The following is a 16,136-nucleotide window of genomic DNA, read 5'->3' as shown; positions in this document are numbered from 1 at the left end:
ATTGCAAATTTTTAGCTATACTTTCATAAAAACAATCGGAGTAAGATGAGATTTAAAGATTTAGAAGAAGAAACAAAAGAGTATTTAAATAAAGAAGTAACAACTCTTTCAAATAGTTTAGGTGGAGTTAATTTCTTTTTACAATTAATAGAAGATATAAAAAATGAGAAAATTAATCCACTTTTAAATAAGAGTTCAGCTTTTCATTATAGTAAAGGAAAAGTTTCTTGGAATAAAACTATATATAAAGATACTTTAGTTTTATTATATGAGACAATGAAACTTGAAGAAAAAGATAAAGAATTTTTTGAAAAACTAAAACCTAAAGCTAAAAAAAATACAATAAACATGATGAAAGCGTTAAAACCTATAAATATTGAAGTAAGACCTAAAAATCAAGCTGATGGCGAGGGATTTGAACTTGCTATAATTGATGCAACAAATAGTGATGCAATAAAAATATCACTTTTATTTAAAGTAGTGTTTTTTTACAATATAAGTTTTGTAAAAGAGATATTAAATTATAAAAAAAGTTTGTAAAATGGATAATAAAAAAAGATTTGATATAAAACAAGGCATGAATGTAAATATAGTCTTAAAACAAGACCAAAGAAGTGGAAAGCTTACAAAAGGAGTTGTAAAAGATATCTTAACAAACTCTCCTTTTCATCCCCATGGAATCAAAGTTAGATTACAAGATGGGCAAGTAGGTAGAGTACAAGAGATTTTATAATGATTTTATATGTAGATGGTGATGCTTTCCCTAATCTTTTAAAGCCTATTCTTTTAAGAGCAATTGAAAGATTAGGTTTGCAAACTATTGTAATAGCAAATAAAAAAATAAATATTGGAAAATCTTCAAATATAAGTTATATGGTAGTAGAGCAAGGAGCAGATGAAGCAGATGATAAAATAGTTGAGCTTTTACAAAAAGGTGATTTAGTTATCACTGCTGATATTCCTCTTGCAAATAGAGTTATAGAAAAACAAGCCCATGCGATAGATCATAGAGGCTTGGAGTATACAAAAGATAATATAAAAGAGTGCCTTGCTATTAGAAACCTAATGCAAGAAATACGCGATAGCGGAGAGATTACAAAAGGACCTGCACCCTTTACTCAAAAAGATGCACAAAGCTTTGCAAATCAATTAAACAATTTTTTTCAAAAATATTAAAAATAAAACTCATTTCTTAAAATAAATTCATAAAATCATAGAAAAATAATATCACATTAAAAGATAGTTGCCTTTTATGTTATAATTACAAAAATAAAATATAAAAGGCTTTACTATTATACTAAATGATAAAACATTAATAGAACAATTTAAGATATTTTGTGAAAAGAATAAACCAAAAGATATGCAAACAGCGGTAAATTACTTTGCTGTTTTTGGTGGATTAGATGTTAAAATTGATACATCAAAACCTCTTAGAACACTTATCATAAGGCATATTTTAGATGAGTATTATGAGATTCAAGAGAGTATAGAAAAACTAACTCAAAATAATGCTCCTTATCATAAAATATTAACAGGGCTTGCACTTGGAGATAGAAGAACAACAACAGCATTTAAAAGAGCTGATGTTGACTATGATGAGGGAATAGAAACAATTTCAAACTTAGCTCATTTGGGAATATTAACAAAAGAGACACCTGTTGATTTTGTACAAAGTGAAAAAATAAGAAATGAAAAATTAAATAAACTACTATTCACAACACCATTTTTAAGATTTTGGTTTGCTTTTGTATCTCCTTTGTATAGAGGAATAGCTAGAGAAGAGTATGATGAGAGTTTTGAAAGATTTAATAACTATCAATTAGAGTTTATGCACTTAATATTTGAACAATTAAGTCATGAGTTTATTAAAAGTGCTTTTGTTGATGATGAGATTGAAAAAATCGGAAGATATTGGGATGAAGATAAAAATGATTTAGATTTAATTGCCAAAACAAAAAGTGGAAAAATCTTAATTGGAAGCTGTAAATACACAAATACAAAAGTTAAGAAAAATGAACTAAATAGACTGCATTCAATTTGTGAAAAATTAGAAATTGTACCTGATTGTACAGTACTATTTTCAAAAAGTGGATTTTCAAATGAACTAAAAGCTGAAAAAGGAAATGCTTTAAAACTATATACAGTTAAGAGTTTAAAAGCACTAATACTTTAATACACGTATGCTAAATCTTATTGATGAAACTTACATAAATAAAAAAGATAAAGAGCTTGTAGAAGAGTTTCTTTACTCTTTTACTAAAAAGAAATTTATTCTTGGAATTAATAAATATACAAAATCTATTCAAAAACATGTACAAATTGATGGAATAATTGATGATTTTACAAGGGTGCAAAGTTCAAGAAAAAAATCAATTTATAAAATTGATGAGGTACCAAAAGATGCACTTATTCTATCTGTATCAACAGGTAGTCCTTTAGAAGTAAAAAATGCACTTGATAAAAAAGGTTTTGAAAATATAAATTATCTTAGCTTTTATAAATATAGTAAAATAGATAAAGAACTCTTAGCAAAACCACCTTTTATAACTGACTTTGAGGATGATTTCAAAAATAATAAAATAGAGTATGAAAAAGTTTACAATCTACTTTGTGATGAAAAGTCAAAAGAGATTTTTACAAAAGTAATAAATTTTAAGATAAGTTTTGATTTTGATTTTATGCAAGGATTTACAAATAATCACAAAGAACAATACTTTGATAAAGAGTTAGTACCAAATATCAAAGATATAGTTTTTCTTGATGGTGGTTCTTATGTGGGTGATACTATCCCTCAAATTATAAATAACTTTCCTGATTTTAAAAAAATATATTGTATTGAACCAAATAATTTACATATAAATATAGCAAAAAAGAATTTTTCTAAATATAAAAATATTGAGTTTATAAATTGTGGATTAGGAAATAAAAAAATAGAAAATATGACAAATCAACAACTACAAAATAACTGCGCACATGATTATCAAGCATCAAATATAAATACAATAGATAATTTGATAAATGAAAAAGTAGATTTTATAAAGCTAGATATAGAAGGTGCAGAACAAGATGCTTTAATTGGAGCAAAAAATACAATAAAAGAAAACCAAGTAATCCTTGCTATTTGTATATATCATAAAGCACAAGATTGGTATAAAATTCCTCAAATAGTACTAGATATCAATCCAAATTATAAAATTTATCTAAGACATTATATGGAAGGTATTTTTGAAACTGTTATGTATTTTATACCACTAAATATTGATTTTTATAAGAGTTAGTAGAAAATAATAAATAATTATAAAAAACGAAGAGGATTAGCTCTTTAAGGGCACTCTTATTTACAAAACTTCTCTACTTCACTTGCAAAATAAACAGGACACTCTATCATTGGATAGTGTCCTGCTTCCATGCATTCTATTATCTCAAAATCATTATAATACTTTTCAAACTGTTTTTTGATACTACTTTTATTAAAAGCTGGTAAGTCATGATGACCTAGCATTATTTTGATTGGTATATCTATATTTTTTACTTCATTTATAAAATCAGTTGTTAAATACATATTCATATATCCAGTTCTAGCTCCTAAAGTTGAAGAAGTATATGCCATTTTGATTCTATAATCTCTCCATTGTTGATTGTATCTTTTACTTGCACTTTGTACTACTTGCTCAATTAGCTCTTTATTATCTTTCATTTTTTCTATTAGCTTAGCTTGGGCTTGTGGTTTCATTTTTATGCCAGCAGCTGAAATTGGTGTGATTAAAATTAGTTGTTTGATTCTATTATCAATTAGGGCTACTTTTTGAGCTATCATTGTAGACATTGAATGAGCTAATAAATTTACTTCTTTTAAGTTTAATTTTGTGATTAGATTCTTAATATCATTTGAAGCTTCATCACAAGTATAATTACCCTTTAACTCTTTTGATAAGCCATAACCTCTTAAGTCAATAAAATAGTATGTGAAATCTTTTGTATTTAAATATGGAAGTATTGCTTCATAGTTTCTGCAATCTCCCATAAGTTCGTGTAGGAAGAAAATTGTTTTATTTCCTGAACCTACTTTTTTATAAGTTAGTGTTATCATATATTATCTTTTAATTTATATTTTTTTAGAAAAAGTAAACATAATCCTACTCCAATTAATGCCATAAATGCACCACTAAGAGCTGGATAGTTATAACTTAAACCTAAAAATAGTGGAATACCACCTAAAAATGCACCTATTGAATTGGCAACATTAAATGCAGCTTGTAAAAAAGCAGCACCAAGCATAGCAGAATGTTTTGCACTATTTAACATAATTATATTTATTGGTGAACCAATTGACATGGCAAACGCTCCACAAATAAATGTAAGTATTATTGAGATAATTTTATTTTCTGATAGAAAAAATACAAGTAAAAGTGATATAGTCATCATTGATAGAAGAAAAATCGCCACTTTGATAGGATCTCTTTTATCTGCTAAATATCCACCCATAATATTTCCTACAACCATTCCAAGCCCAGCTACAATCATCATATATGAAATGTTTTTTTCATCAAAGTTTGAAACATGAATTAAAAGTGGTGCTATATAACTAAACCAAGCAAATAAGCCTCCAAAACCTGTTGCTACAATAGCTAATATGTGCCAAGATTTGATTGTCTTAAAAAAGACTAATTCATCTTTTAGTGTAACAGTTTTTAGAACTTTTTGTTTTGGTAAAAAATTGTATAAAGAGATTATTGTAAGCATACCAATAAAAGAGACAATACCAAAGGCATATCTCCAATCATATGTATGACCTATATATGTTACAAGTGGAACCATAAAAACATTTGCAAGGGTTAAACCTGTAATCATTGAGGCAATTGCTTGTGCAACTTTCCCATCTTTAGCTAATTTTGAAGCAACAACAGTTCCTACTCCAAAAAAGGCACCATGTGGTAAGCCACTGAAAAATCTAGCAATCATAAGTGTAGAATAATCAGGTGCAATTGTTGATATAAAGTTAAACATTGTAAATAAAATCATAAAAGCTATTAAAATATTTTTAGGCGGAAATTTAGCACTTAGTGCAACTAAAATTGGAGCACCAATTACTACTCCTAATGCATAAGATGATATTAAGTGTCCTGCAACAGGAATTGTAATATTTAAATCATTTGCAACATCTGGCAATAATCCCATAATTGCAAATTCTGTTGTACCAATGGCAAGCCCGCCTAAGGCTAATGGAAATAGTTGTTTTGTCATCATAAAATATTCTTTGTATTAATTTTTGCGAATTATAGTAATAATAGTTTAAAATAAAGTAATAATTTTGTAAAAACAGTATTTATTTTAAACTAAGTACTGTTTAAGATTAAATTAAGTATAATCACGAACTTTTTTAGAAAACTTCACGTTTCCTAGAATGGTAGTATCGTTTCAACAATATGTTGATTTGCACGAGAAGCATGAGCATTGCTTTAATTGCTCAAACCAATTTATATAAAGGGAAAAAATGCCTACTATCAATCAATTGATTAGAAAAGAGCGAAAAAAGGTGATTAAAAAATCTAAATCACCAGCATTAGAAAAATGTCCACAAAGAAGAGGGGTATGTACAAGAGTATATACTACAACTCCAAAGAAACCTAACTCGGCTTTAAGAAAAGTTGCAAAAGTTAGATTAACAACAGGTTATGAAGTAATTTCATATATTGGTGGTGAAGGTCACAACTTACAAGAACACTCTATCGTATTAGTTAGAGGGGGAAGAGTTAAGGATTTACCTGGTGTTAAGTATCACGTTGTAAGAGGTGCTTTAGATACAGCTGGTGTTGCAAACAGAACTGTTGCAAGATCTAAATACGGTACTAAAAGACCTAAGAAATAAGTAGAAGGATAAGAAAATGAGAAGAAGAAAAGCTCCAGTTAGAGAAATTATGGCTGATCCTATCTACAATAGTAAAGTGATCACAAAATTCATTAATACTGTTATGTTAGATGGTAAAAAGTCAGTAGCAGAAAAAATTATGTATGGTGCAATTGCAAACTTAGATGCTAGAGGTGAAGAAGCTGGTATTGAACTGTTTGAAAAAGCAATTGAAAATGTTAAACCACTTTTAGAAGTTAAATCTAGAAGAGTTGGTGGAGCAACTTACCAAGTTCCTGTTGAAGTTAGATCTGTAAGAAGACAAACTTTAGCATTAAGATGGATAGTAGAAGCTTCAAGAAAAAGAAACGAAAGAACTATGGTTGAGAGATTAGCTAATGAGTTATTCGAAGCAGCGAACGAAAGAGGTGCATCATTCAAGAAGAAAGAAGATATGCATAGAATGGCAGAAGCTAACAAAGCATTTGCACACTATAGATGGTAGGAATTATTTATGGCTAGAAAAACACCACTTAGAAGAGTTAGAAATATCGGTATTGCAGCGCACATTGATGCAGGTAAAACAACAACTACTGAAAGAATTTTATTCTATACAGGAGTTTCTCACAAAATTGGTGAGGTTCATGATGGTGCTGCAACAATGGACTGGATGGAACAAGAGCAAGAAAGAGGTATTACAATTACTTCTGCTGCTACAACTTGTTTTTGGCCACACCCTAAAACAAATGAGCAACTACAAATAAACATTATTGACACTCCAGGTCACGTTGACTTTACAATTGAAGTTGAAAGATCTATGAGAGTTCTTGATGGTGCAGTTGCAGTATTTTGTTCAGTAGGTGGGGTTCAACCACAATCTGAAACTGTTTGGAGACAAGCTAACAAATATAAAGTACCAAGAATGATATTCGTTAATAAAATGGATAGAACTGGTGCTGATTTTTTTAATGTTGAAAAACAAGTAAATGAAAGATTAAAAGCTAATCCTGTTCCAATTCAAATACCAATTGGTGCAGAAGAGAACTTCCAAGGTGTAGTTGACTTAGTAAAAATGAAAGCTTTAGTATGGGATGATGATGCTGCAATGGGTTCTGCTTATTCAGAAGAAGAAATTCCAGCTGAATTATTAGAGCAAGCACAAGAGTATAGAGAAAAGATGATTGAAGCTGCTGCTGAATCTTCAGAAGAATTAATGGAAAAATATTTTGAAGAAGGTGATTTAACAGAAGAAGAGATTATTTCTGGTCTTAAAGCTGGTTGTTTAGCTATGAATATTACTCCAATGACTTGTGGTACTGCTTTTAAAAATAAAGGTGTTCAAACTTTACTTGATGCAGTTGCTACATACTTACCAGCTCCAACAGAAGTTGCTGACATTAGAGGTGAAACTCAAGATGGTGAAGCTGTAATTGTTCCATCAACTGATGAGGGTGAAGTTGCGGCATTAGCATTTAAAATCATGACAGACCCATTTGTTGGTCAGTTAACATTTGCAAGAGTTTATAGAGGTGTTTTAGAATCTGGAACATATGTAGTAAACTCAACAAAAATGAAAAAAGAGAGAATCGGAAGATTACTTAAAATGCATTCAAATAATAGAGAAGAAGTTTCTCAATTATATGCTGGTGAAATTGGTGCAGTAGTTGGTCTTAAAACAACTGTTACAGGTGATACATTAGCTTCTGAAAAAGATCCAGTTATCTTAGAAAGAATGGAATTTCCAGATCCAGTTATTTCTGTTGCTGTTGAGCCAAAAACTAAAGCAGACCAAGAAAAAATGGGTATTGCATTAGGTAAATTAGCTGAAGAAGATCCATCATTTAGAGTTGCAACTGATGAAGAATCTGGACAAACTATTATTTCAGGAATGGGTGAGTTACACTTAGAAATTCTTGTAGATAGAATGAAAAGAGAATTTAAAGTTGAAGCTGAAGTTGGTGCTCCACAAGTTGCTTATAGAGAAACAATTAAAAACCAAATTAAAAATGAATTTAAATATGCAAAACAATCTGGTGGTAAAGGTCAATACGGTCACGTATATTTAGATATTAAACCATTAGTTGATTCAGAAGATAACTTTAAATTCAACAACGCAATTAAAGGTGGGGTTGTACCAAAAGAGTATATTCCAGCTGTTCAAAAAGGTTGTGAGGAAGCTATGCAAGGTGGTATCCTAGCTGGTTACCCAATGGTTAATATTGAAGTTACATTATATGATGGTTCTTACCATGATGTTGACTCATCTGAAATGGCGTTTAAATTAGCTGCATCTATGGGTTTCAAAGAAGCTTGTAGAAAAGCTGAAGCACAAGCTATAATCTTAGAACCAATGATGAAAGTTGAAATTGAAACTCCTGAAGAGTATATGGGAGATGTTATTGGTGATGTTAACAAAAGAAGAGGACAAGTTCAATCAATGGATGATAGAGCTGGTGTTAAACTAGTTACTGCAATGATTCCATTATCTGAAATGTTTGGATACTCAACTGACTTAAGATCAATGTCTCAAGGTAGAGCAACTTACTCTATGTTATTTGATTCTTATCAAGAAGTTCCAAAAAATGTTTCTGAAGAAATTATTAAAAAAAGAAACGGTTAATAAGCTTAAATAAAAGATTATTTATACTTTTATAACTTCTACAAAAAAGCCTACTTTTTCAAGTAGGCTTTTTTTATTTCTACATAATCCATAAAATATTACAATTTGTTAGATTAAAGCAGTTTTATTAACATTTTAGATAGAATTATCTTAAATTTAAAAGAAGCGGATATGGGTTTGAAATCAACAATTACAAAAGAAAAACTAAAATCAAAATCAAAAGCGGGAATAGTTTTAAGACCTTCTACTCCTGAAATAAAAGATGACTATATGAAAATAAAAGGATATTTTGAAAAACAAAATATTGAAATATTTTTGGAAAAAAATAGTGCAAATATGATTGATGAAGAAGGTATTGATTTAGATATCTTATGTGATACAGTTGATTTTTTAGTTTCTATTGGTGGTGATGGAACTTTAATTTCAGTTGTTAGAAGAACTTTTAGATCTGGGAAACCAGTACTTGGTATTAACCTTGGAACTTTGGGTTTTTTAACAGATGTTAGTTTAAATGAACTAGAATCATTTCTACAAAATTTATCTGATGATGAAAACTATAGGATTGATAGCAGAATGATGATAAAAGGAAATGCAAATTTGCAAAACTTTTTTGCGTTTAATGATATAGTTATATCAAGAAATTCATTATCTTCAATGATTAAAGTTGATGCAAAAATTGATGGTAAACCTTTTAATTCTTATTATGGGGATGGAATAATTATTTCTTCTCCTACTGGCTCAACTGCTTATAATTTGTCTGTTGGTGGCCCCTTGGTTTATCCATTGACAGATGCATTTATTGTAACGCCTGTTGCTCCACACTCATTAACTCAAAGACCTTTAGTTTTACCAGCTGATTTTGAAATAGAGTTTACAATAACAGACAATCAAGGAGCAATGGTAATTGTTGATGGACAAGATATATATGAAGTAGAGCAGAATCAATCAATAAAGATTCAAATTGCATCAAAAAAAGCAAAGCTTCTTCATAGAAAAGAGAGAAACTATTTTGAAGTATTAAACGAAAAATTACAATGGGGAAATTAATATAAATGATTAGTAGAATATACCTAAAAGATTTTTTATCTTTTAATGAAGTTGATTTAGAGTTTGATAAGGGTTTAGTAGTTTTTACTGGACCTAGTGGTGCTGGAAAGTCAGTTTTAATGGAATCTATTCTATCGTTATTTGCAATACAAGAAGCAAAAGCTAAACTTGGTGAAGTTGTTCTTAAAAGTTCCATTAAAGATGAAGATTTTGATATTGATATTGATGATGAAATCGTAATAAAAGAGATAAAAAAAGACAAAACAAGGTATTTGTTAAACAGTCAAACAATATCAAAAAAAAGACTTCAACTTTTTTCTTCAAATTTAATCAAGCATCTTAGCTTAAAAGATAAGACTGACTTTGAAAGTACTAAATTACTTAATTTTTTAGATTTGCTTTCAAAAACTAAGAATAAAAATTTCATAAAGTTAAAAGATGATTTTTCAAAATCATATAAACAATTATGTATATTGAATAAAGAGTTAAAAAAGCTAATTGATGATGAATTAAAAGTAGAAGAGTTAAAAGAGTTTGCAAAATTTGAGATTGATAAAATAGAATCAATTGATCCTAAGATTGATGAATATGATGAACTTATGGATATTAAAAAGAAACTTTCTAAAAAAGATAAAATTGAAGATGCAATAAAAAATGCTTCTGCAATATTTGAAAATTCTCATCAAGTATCTAATGCATTGGAACTTTTAGAAGTAAATAGTTCTTTTTTTGATGATGCAATAAATGAGTTAAATAATCATTTTGAAAGATTTAATGATTCACTATTTGAACTTGAAGAGTTAGATATTGAAAATGTTTTAGATAGAATTGAAAAACTATCTTCATTACAAAAGAGATTTGGTTCTATTAAAGAAGCAATAGAGTATAAAGAACAAAAAAAACAAGATTTACAAAAATATGAGAATTTAACTTTTGAAAAAACAAAACTTGAAAAAGATATTGAAATATTAGAGCATAATGTAAAAGAGTTAGCTTTTCAAATTAGTCAGCATAGAAAAAAATCTGTAAAAGAGCTAGAAAAACGAATAAATCATTACTTAAAATTTTTGTATCTTTCAAATGCAAAAATTATTATAAATGAAAAACAGCTAGATTCAAATGGTATAGACGAAGTGGTATTTGAATTAAATGGTGTTGATTTAGATACTATTAGTAGTGGTGAATTCAATAGATTAAGACTTGCTTTATTAACTTCAATGAGTGAGTTTCAAATAGTTAAAAATGGAGTGCTATTTTTAGATGAAATCGATGCAAATTTAAGTGGAAAAGAGAGCTCAGCAATTGCAACTGTGTTGACACAACTTGCTAAATCTTATCAAATATTTGCTATTTCTCATCAACCTCAATTAACTTCAAGTGCCAATCAACACTTTTTAGTAGATAAAATTAATCAAAAATCAAAAGTTAAAGTTTTAAATAAAGAAGAAAGAATAGATGAAATTTCAAGAATGATTAGCGGCGAAGATATTACAAAAGAGGCTTTAGAGTTTGCCAAAAATCTTTTAGAGTAAAGCTATAAAATTTATAGCTTTACATTAAACTCTTTGACCATATTTTCTACTAATGTTTTCATTTTTAAGTGATCTGCTGGGTTTCTTGTATTTTCTAAAAGTGGTCTTAAATTTTTATGGAATTTTTTTAAGAAATTGAAAATATAGTGTGTCTTTTTATATGGATTATTTACATATGAACCTGAGTCAATTAGCTCAATTACTAATTCATTGTATCCTAAGAATGCTGCATAATTAATAGGTAAAACCCCAAATTTATCAGGTTTATTTATTAGGTTTTTGTTATATGAATATAAAAGTCTAAATACTTTTACTTTATTTTGCCACATTGCATTGTGAACCATATTTCTACCTTTATTATCCACTGCATTTATATCAGCACCTGCATTTATTAATACTTTTATAGTTTGAATATCATTATCAAGTATAGCCTTATGTAAAGTTATTCCACCATAATCATCTCTTGAGTTTACATCAGCCCCTAAAGTGATTATATTTCTAAGCATTACAAGATAGTTTTGCTGTTCAGCAACTCTTCTAAATGAGATATTTTTTGACATATAGTAGTAAATTATATTGTAACCATCTTTATTTTTTAGGTTTATATCAGCACCATATTTTACTAGCATTTTAACTAAATCAATATTTCCATACTCAACTGCATCAAAGAAGTACGGGTTTCCTTGTGAGTTAAGCATTGTAAGATTTACTTCACCATTTAATAAAATCTCTTCTAATACTGATTTATAGTTTTCATTTTCATTTATATTTTGTCTTGCTTTCATTTTAAGTTTTTTTCTATTTCTTAAAAATAGCTCAACTTCTAAAAGTTTTTCAATGATAGTTTTTCCATTTTCATCACTAATATTTGGTCTTGCACCATAATCTAGTAGTAGTGAAACTAAATCAATATTTGATTTACCTTTTATTGCAGCTAATGCTAATGCTGTTTCATTTCTATCATTTATAAAGTTTGGATCAACTTCATACTCCAATAGAGTTTCTACTAATTTTATATTTCTATTTTTTGTAGCAAGCATTAGGGCGTTATCACCGTTATTATTACAGTGATTATAATCAATATGCTCATCTATTAACCAAGGAATCATATCAAGTAGATTTTTTATAGTCTCTTTTTCCCTTGGATTAATTTTTAGTATTTCTTGAATTAATACAAGTAATACATTGTTTCCATCATCATCAATATGATTTATATTTGCACCTTTTTCAATTGCAAAATTAAATGAATCAACATTTAAAGCACCATTTTGTACTAAATAAAAAAGAGGAGTTCTTCCTTTTTCATCTGTAATATTTAAATCTATATAATCACCAAGAAATTTCAATACATTTGTATTTAAGTAAGTGTCTGGATAAAATAGTATTTTTTTATCTATTGAATTACCTTGGAGTTTTATTACATCTTTTACTAAGTCTAAGTTTTGACTATGAATTGCATCAAAAATTAAAGTGTATCCTTCTTCATCAGCATTATCTAAATTTTTAGTTTTTTCTTTTAATAATACATAGGAGTCTTTTTTATTAAACTTTACAGCTTCTTGTATAGCAGTTCTTCCTTTAGAGTTTGTAATATTAGGGTCTGCTTTTAGTTGAAGTAGTGTTCTAACTGTTTGTGTTGAACCTTTTCTTGCTGCACAAATTAAAGCAGTATCTCCTTCTGAATCAGTGGCATTTATATTGACTTTTTTTGAAACAAGCCATTTTACAGATTCCACAAGATTCTCTTCTGCTACGATATGAAGGTATGATTTATTAAATTCGTCTTTATAATGAATATCTACATCTTTTAAAATTGAATCAGCTTTTGAGTCTTTAAAGGTTGAGTTTCTTAGTTCTTCGAGTAAATCTTCTCGTGTATATTTTTTAAAAAGTTTATTAAACATTAATTGTAACCTGTACCTTTTGAGTTTTGAATCTAAATCATAACATACCTAAAGTTTTCATAAAATAAAATAAAATTTTGCTGGTGAAACAAAAGTAAACAAAAAATAATTATTTTATTAATCTAGTGTCATTTTATTGACTTTTTTAAGTTTGGATAGATAAAATATAAGATTATTAAAGGAGTGTTTAATGCTAGGGAACCTTACCATAAAATCTAAGCTACTTTTGTTGGCTTTTTTAACAATTTTGGGAATCGCTTTGATTGTATCTATTGAATCTATATATTCAATTAAAGAGTTTTCAAAACAGAATGTTGAGAAGTATAAAAAAGAGGCTTACGATAAAAAAGAAAAAGAGTTGAAAAATTATGTATCATTAGCTATGAAAACAGTTAATGCTTATCATAAAAGAACATCAATAGATAAAATTAAGCTTGAAGTACAAGAGTATTTAAAAGAGCAATCAGGCTTTATTTTTTCAATTTTAGATGCAGAGTATAAAAAACTAAAAGGAAAAGTACCTGAAAGTGAGTTAAAGAGAATATTAAAAGAGATAATTTCTGAAACAAGATATGGCAAGACAGGTTATTTTTGGGTTAATGATACAGATGCATTTATTGTAATGCACCCTACAAAACCACACCTTGATGGAAAGGATTTGTCTGAGTTTAAAGATGAGGGTGGGAAAAAAATATTTTCAGTATTTGCAGAAGTTGCAAAAACAAAAGGTTCTGGATTTGTCGATTATTCATGGCCAAAACCAGGTTTTGATAAGCCTCAATTAAAAGTATCTTTTGTAAAGCTATTTAAACCTTTTAATTGGGTTATTGGAACAGGTTCTTATGTTGCTGATGTAACTAAAAATATTCAAGAAGAGGCTTTAGAAACAATTTCAAATATGAGATATGGAACTGATGGATATTTTTGGATAAATGATACAGAACCAAAGATGATAATGCATCCTATAAAGCCATCACTAAATAATAAAAACTTAGCTAATGTTCAAGATAAAAAAGGCAAATACTTATTTAAAGAGTTTGTTACAGCTACAAACAACAATGAAAATGGTGCATTGGTTAAATATATGTGGCCAAAACCAGACTTTGAAGAGCCTCAAGAGAAATTTTCTTATGTTCAAAAATTTGGTCCATGGAATTGGATTATTGGAACAGGTGCGTATATTGATGATATAAAAGCAGAAATTGCAAGTATGGAAGAGAGTACAAATGAAGAGATAGCAACTATTGTTAAGTTTCTTGTTATTTCAACATTAATTGCAGTAGCACTTATTTATTTACTTTACACATTTTTAATCAAAAGAGCTATAATTAGTCCATTAAGTGAGTTAGATTCTGCAATTGCTAATTTAGCTTCAAACTCTAGTTCTAGTAATTTTATTAAGAAAAATTCAAATGACGAAATTGGAAAAGTTATTGATAGCTTTAATGCATATATCAAAAAGCTTAATGATGGAGTTAAACAAGATGCAAAAGTTATTGAAGAAGTTGAAGATGTAATTACTAAAGTTAATAATGGATTTTATGTTTATAAAGTTCATAGTGATTCACCAAATCCACAGATTCAAAAGTTAAAATTATCTATTAACTCAATGATTGATAAAACAAATGAAAAACTTGAAGAGATAAATAATATCTTAGTTGAGTATGGAAATTCAAATTTTGATTATAAAATCAACAAAGAAGAACATCATAGTGCAAATGGAATTGTAGGTTCTATTTCTACTAGTACAACATTTATTGGTAATACAGTTTCTGAATTTTTAGCAATGATTACAACAAGTGGTAGAAAACTTAATTCAGATACTGAGGTTTTATCAACAGAAGTATCAAAACTTGCTAAATCAGCAAATGAACAAGCTGCAAGTTTAGAAGAAACAGCAGCTGCTGTTGAGGAGATTACTTCTATTATTAAATCAAGTGCAACAAAAGTGAATAAAATGTCAGTACTTGCAAATGATTTAAATAGTTCAGCTAAAGAGGGTGAAGATTTTGCAAACATGACAACAAAAGCAATGGATGATATTGATAAGCAAGTAAAATCAATAAATGAAGCAATAAGTGTAATTGATCAAATATCTTTTCAAACAAATATCTTAAGTTTAAATGCAGCAGTAGAAGCAGCAACAGCAGGTGAAGCTGGAAAAGGTTTTGCTGTTGTTGCCCAAGAAGTAAGAAACCTAGCAAGTAGAAGTGCAGAAGCTGCGAAAGAGATTAAAAATATTGTTGAACAAGCAACACAAAAAGCAAATGAAGGTAAAACAATTTCTGATAAGATGATTGGTGGTTATACTGATTTGACTTCAAAGATTAATCAAACAATTACTTTAATTGAAGATGTTTCAAGTGCAAGTAAAGAGCAAGAAACAGGAATAGTACAAATTAATGATGCAATAAATGCTTTAGATAGAGCAACACAAGTAAATGCAAGTTCAGCAAGTGAGATAAGTGGACTATCTGATGGAGTTACAAAACTATCAGCAGACTTAACTGCTATTTCTCAAAGAGCAAACTTTGATAAGTCAAAAGAGAAACAAATTTGTGATATAGATTTAGTATTTAAAATATCTAAAATAAAAAATGATCATATTTTGTTTAAAGATACAAATTTTGCAAAAGTTGGACAAAAAGATGTTAAAGCTTGGAGTGTTACTAAGCATACTGATTGTAACTTTGGTAAATGGATGGCACAAGAAGAGTCAAAAGGTACTGACTTTACAAAAGGTTCAAATTGGGCAAAACTAAAAGAGTATCATGAGTGTGTACATCAAAGAGTACAAGATTATGTAAATGAAAATGCAAATAAAGCTGAAAATGAAGTTTTAGCAAAAATTTCAAAAGAAGTTGATGATTGTACATCTAAATTATTTGATTGTTTAGATAATATTAAAATTGAGTATTGTACTACTTATGTTGAAAAAAAGCTTGAAAAAAGCAATCCAACATTAAGTAATACTAATAATAGTTCAAAACAAACAAGTAAACCTCAAAACCTAAATACAAAGAGTTTTGAAAAGTATGAGAAAAAAACAGAAGTAAAAAAAGAGATACAAAAACCAAAAGAGTTTACTTCAACTACTAGTGATGATGAGTGGGAAAGCTTTTAAAAGCTTTCTTACTTACTAGTATTAACTTTTTTTTATATAAAAATTCTACATTTAATGTAAA

14 protein-coding genes are annotated in these 16,136 nt (G+C 28.3%); 11 read left to right on the top strand and 3 right to left on the bottom strand.

What is annotated here, in order from left to right:
- Positions 1–45: 45 nt before the first annotated feature.
- From ACAN_RS11490 to ACAN_RS11470, 5 genes are all read left to right on the top strand, one after another.
- Positions 46–540 (top strand): hypothetical protein, encoded by a 495-nt coding sequence (locus tag ACAN_RS11490; RefSeq protein WP_099334262.1) that lies wholly within the window; start codon positions 46–48, stop codon positions 538–540.
- 1 nt (position 541) lies between these two features.
- Positions 542–733, top strand: coding sequence for a YwbE family protein (locus ACAN_RS11485; protein WP_079576849.1), 192 nt, complete (start codon positions 542–544; stop codon positions 731–733).
- Complete coding sequence (locus ACAN_RS11480; protein WP_191287715.1) at positions 733–1,176, top strand: YaiI/YqxD family protein; 444 nt, start codon at positions 733–735, stop codon at positions 1,174–1,176. The genes ACAN_RS11485 and ACAN_RS11480 overlap by 1 nt, the downstream gene beginning before the upstream one ends.
- 184 nt (positions 1,177–1,360) lie before the next feature.
- Entirely contained in the window at positions 1,361–2,173 is an 813-nt protein-coding gene (locus ACAN_RS11475; protein WP_099334264.1) for a DUF234 domain-containing protein, read from the top strand.
- A gap of 7 nt (positions 2,174–2,180) precedes the next feature.
- Positions 2,181–3,278 (top strand): FkbM family methyltransferase, encoded by a 1,098-nt coding sequence (locus ACAN_RS11470; protein WP_099334265.1) that lies wholly within the window; start codon positions 2,181–2,183, stop codon positions 3,276–3,278.
- Positions 3,279–3,334: 56 nt separating this feature from the next.
- On the opposite strand, the gene ACAN_RS11465 is transcribed toward ACAN_RS11470, so the two are convergent.
- Complete coding sequence (locus ACAN_RS11465; RefSeq protein WP_099334266.1) at positions 3,335–4,090, bottom strand: alpha/beta fold hydrolase; 756 nt, start codon at positions 4,088–4,090, stop codon at positions 3,335–3,337.
- The gene (locus ACAN_RS11460) at positions 4,087–5,247 is read right to left on the bottom strand and encodes an MFS transporter (protein ID WP_228269676.1); all 1,161 of its coding nucleotides are present in this window, start codon (positions 5,245–5,247) and stop codon (positions 4,087–4,089) included. The genes ACAN_RS11465 and ACAN_RS11460 overlap by 4 nt, the downstream gene beginning before the upstream one ends.
- Before the next feature lie 247 nt (positions 5,248–5,494).
- Here ACAN_RS11460 and rpsL point away from each other — a divergent pair, with 247 nt between their 5' ends.
- From rpsL to ACAN_RS11435, 5 genes are all read left to right on the top strand, one after another.
- Complete coding sequence (gene rpsL, locus ACAN_RS11455; protein ID WP_079576854.1) at positions 5,495–5,869, top strand: 30S ribosomal protein S12; 375 nt, start codon at positions 5,495–5,497, stop codon at positions 5,867–5,869.
- A gap of 16 nt (positions 5,870–5,885) precedes the next feature.
- The gene (gene rpsG, locus ACAN_RS11450; protein WP_079576855.1) at positions 5,886–6,353 is read left to right on the top strand and encodes a 30S ribosomal protein S7; all 468 of its coding nucleotides are present in this window, start codon (positions 5,886–5,888) and stop codon (positions 6,351–6,353) included.
- Positions 6,354–6,362: 9 nt separating this feature from the next.
- On the top strand, positions 6,363–8,468 hold the full coding sequence (gene fusA / locus ACAN_RS11445; protein ID WP_099334267.1) for an elongation factor G: 2,106 nt from the start codon (positions 6,363–6,365) through the stop codon (positions 8,466–8,468).
- 171 nt (positions 8,469–8,639) lie between these two features.
- Positions 8,640–9,515, top strand: coding sequence for an NAD(+)/NADH kinase (locus ACAN_RS11440; RefSeq protein WP_099334268.1), 876 nt, complete (start codon positions 8,640–8,642; stop codon positions 9,513–9,515).
- Positions 9,516–9,520: 5 nt separating this feature from the next.
- On the top strand, positions 9,521–11,047 hold the full coding sequence (locus tag ACAN_RS11435) for an AAA family ATPase (RefSeq protein ID WP_099334269.1): 1,527 nt from the start codon (positions 9,521–9,523) through the stop codon (positions 11,045–11,047).
- 11 nt (positions 11,048–11,058) lie between these two features.
- Here the strand turns inward: ACAN_RS11435 and ACAN_RS11430 are convergent, their stop codons facing one another.
- Complete coding sequence (locus ACAN_RS11430) at positions 11,059–12,951, bottom strand: ankyrin repeat domain-containing protein (RefSeq protein WP_099334270.1); 1,893 nt, start codon at positions 12,949–12,951, stop codon at positions 11,059–11,061.
- Between the two features lie 190 nt (positions 12,952–13,141).
- Here ACAN_RS11430 and ACAN_RS11425 point away from each other — a divergent pair, with 190 nt between their 5' ends.
- Positions 13,142–16,075, top strand: coding sequence for a methyl-accepting chemotaxis protein (locus ACAN_RS11425; protein ID WP_099334271.1), 2,934 nt, complete (start codon positions 13,142–13,144; stop codon positions 16,073–16,075).
- Positions 16,076–16,136: the final 61 nt, after the last annotated feature.

Origin of the sequence: Malaciobacter canalis (assembly GCF_008000835.1) — a bacterium.
GTDB lineage: Bacteria > Campylobacterota > Campylobacteria > Campylobacterales > Arcobacteraceae > Malaciobacter > Malaciobacter canalis.
Note: the sequence above shows the minus strand (reverse complement) of the source record. Positions and strands in the feature narration are given on the sequence as shown.

Coding starts and splice junctions, on each gene's coding strand:
- ACAN_RS11485 (WP_079576849.1), top strand. CDS start 542: ATGGATAATAAAAAAAGATTTGATATAAAACAAGGCATGAATGTAAAT.
- fusA (WP_099334267.1), top strand. CDS start 6,363: ATGGCTAGAAAAACACCACTTAGAAGAGTTAGAAATATCGGTATTGCA.
- rpsL (WP_079576854.1), top strand. CDS start 5,495: ATGCCTACTATCAATCAATTGATTAGAAAAGAGCGAAAAAAGGTGATT.
- ACAN_RS11440 (WP_099334268.1), top strand. CDS start 8,640: ATGGGTTTGAAATCAACAATTACAAAAGAAAAACTAAAATCAAAATCA.
- ACAN_RS11425 (WP_099334271.1), top strand. CDS start 13,142: ATGCTAGGGAACCTTACCATAAAATCTAAGCTACTTTTGTTGGCTTTT.
- rpsG (WP_079576855.1), top strand. CDS start 5,886: ATGAGAAGAAGAAAAGCTCCAGTTAGAGAAATTATGGCTGATCCTATC.
- ACAN_RS11465 (WP_099334266.1), bottom strand. CDS start 4,090: ATGATAACACTAACTTATAAAAAAGTAGGTTCAGGAAATAAAACAATT.
- ACAN_RS11480 (WP_191287715.1), top strand. CDS start 733: ATGATTTTATATGTAGATGGTGATGCTTTCCCTAATCTTTTAAAGCCT.
- ACAN_RS11470 (WP_099334265.1), top strand. CDS start 2,181: ATGCTAAATCTTATTGATGAAACTTACATAAATAAAAAAGATAAAGAG.
- ACAN_RS11430 (WP_099334270.1), bottom strand. CDS start 12,951: ATGTTTAATAAACTTTTTAAAAAATATACACGAGAAGATTTACTCGAA.
- ACAN_RS11460 (WP_228269676.1), bottom strand. CDS start 5,247: ATGATGACAAAACAACTATTTCCATTAGCCTTAGGCGGGCTTGCCATT.
- ACAN_RS11435 (WP_099334269.1), top strand. CDS start 9,521: ATGATTAGTAGAATATACCTAAAAGATTTTTTATCTTTTAATGAAGTT.
- ACAN_RS11490 (WP_099334262.1), top strand. CDS start 46: ATGAGATTTAAAGATTTAGAAGAAGAAACAAAAGAGTATTTAAATAAA.
- ACAN_RS11475 (WP_099334264.1), top strand. CDS start 1,361: ATGCAAACAGCGGTAAATTACTTTGCTGTTTTTGGTGGATTAGATGTT.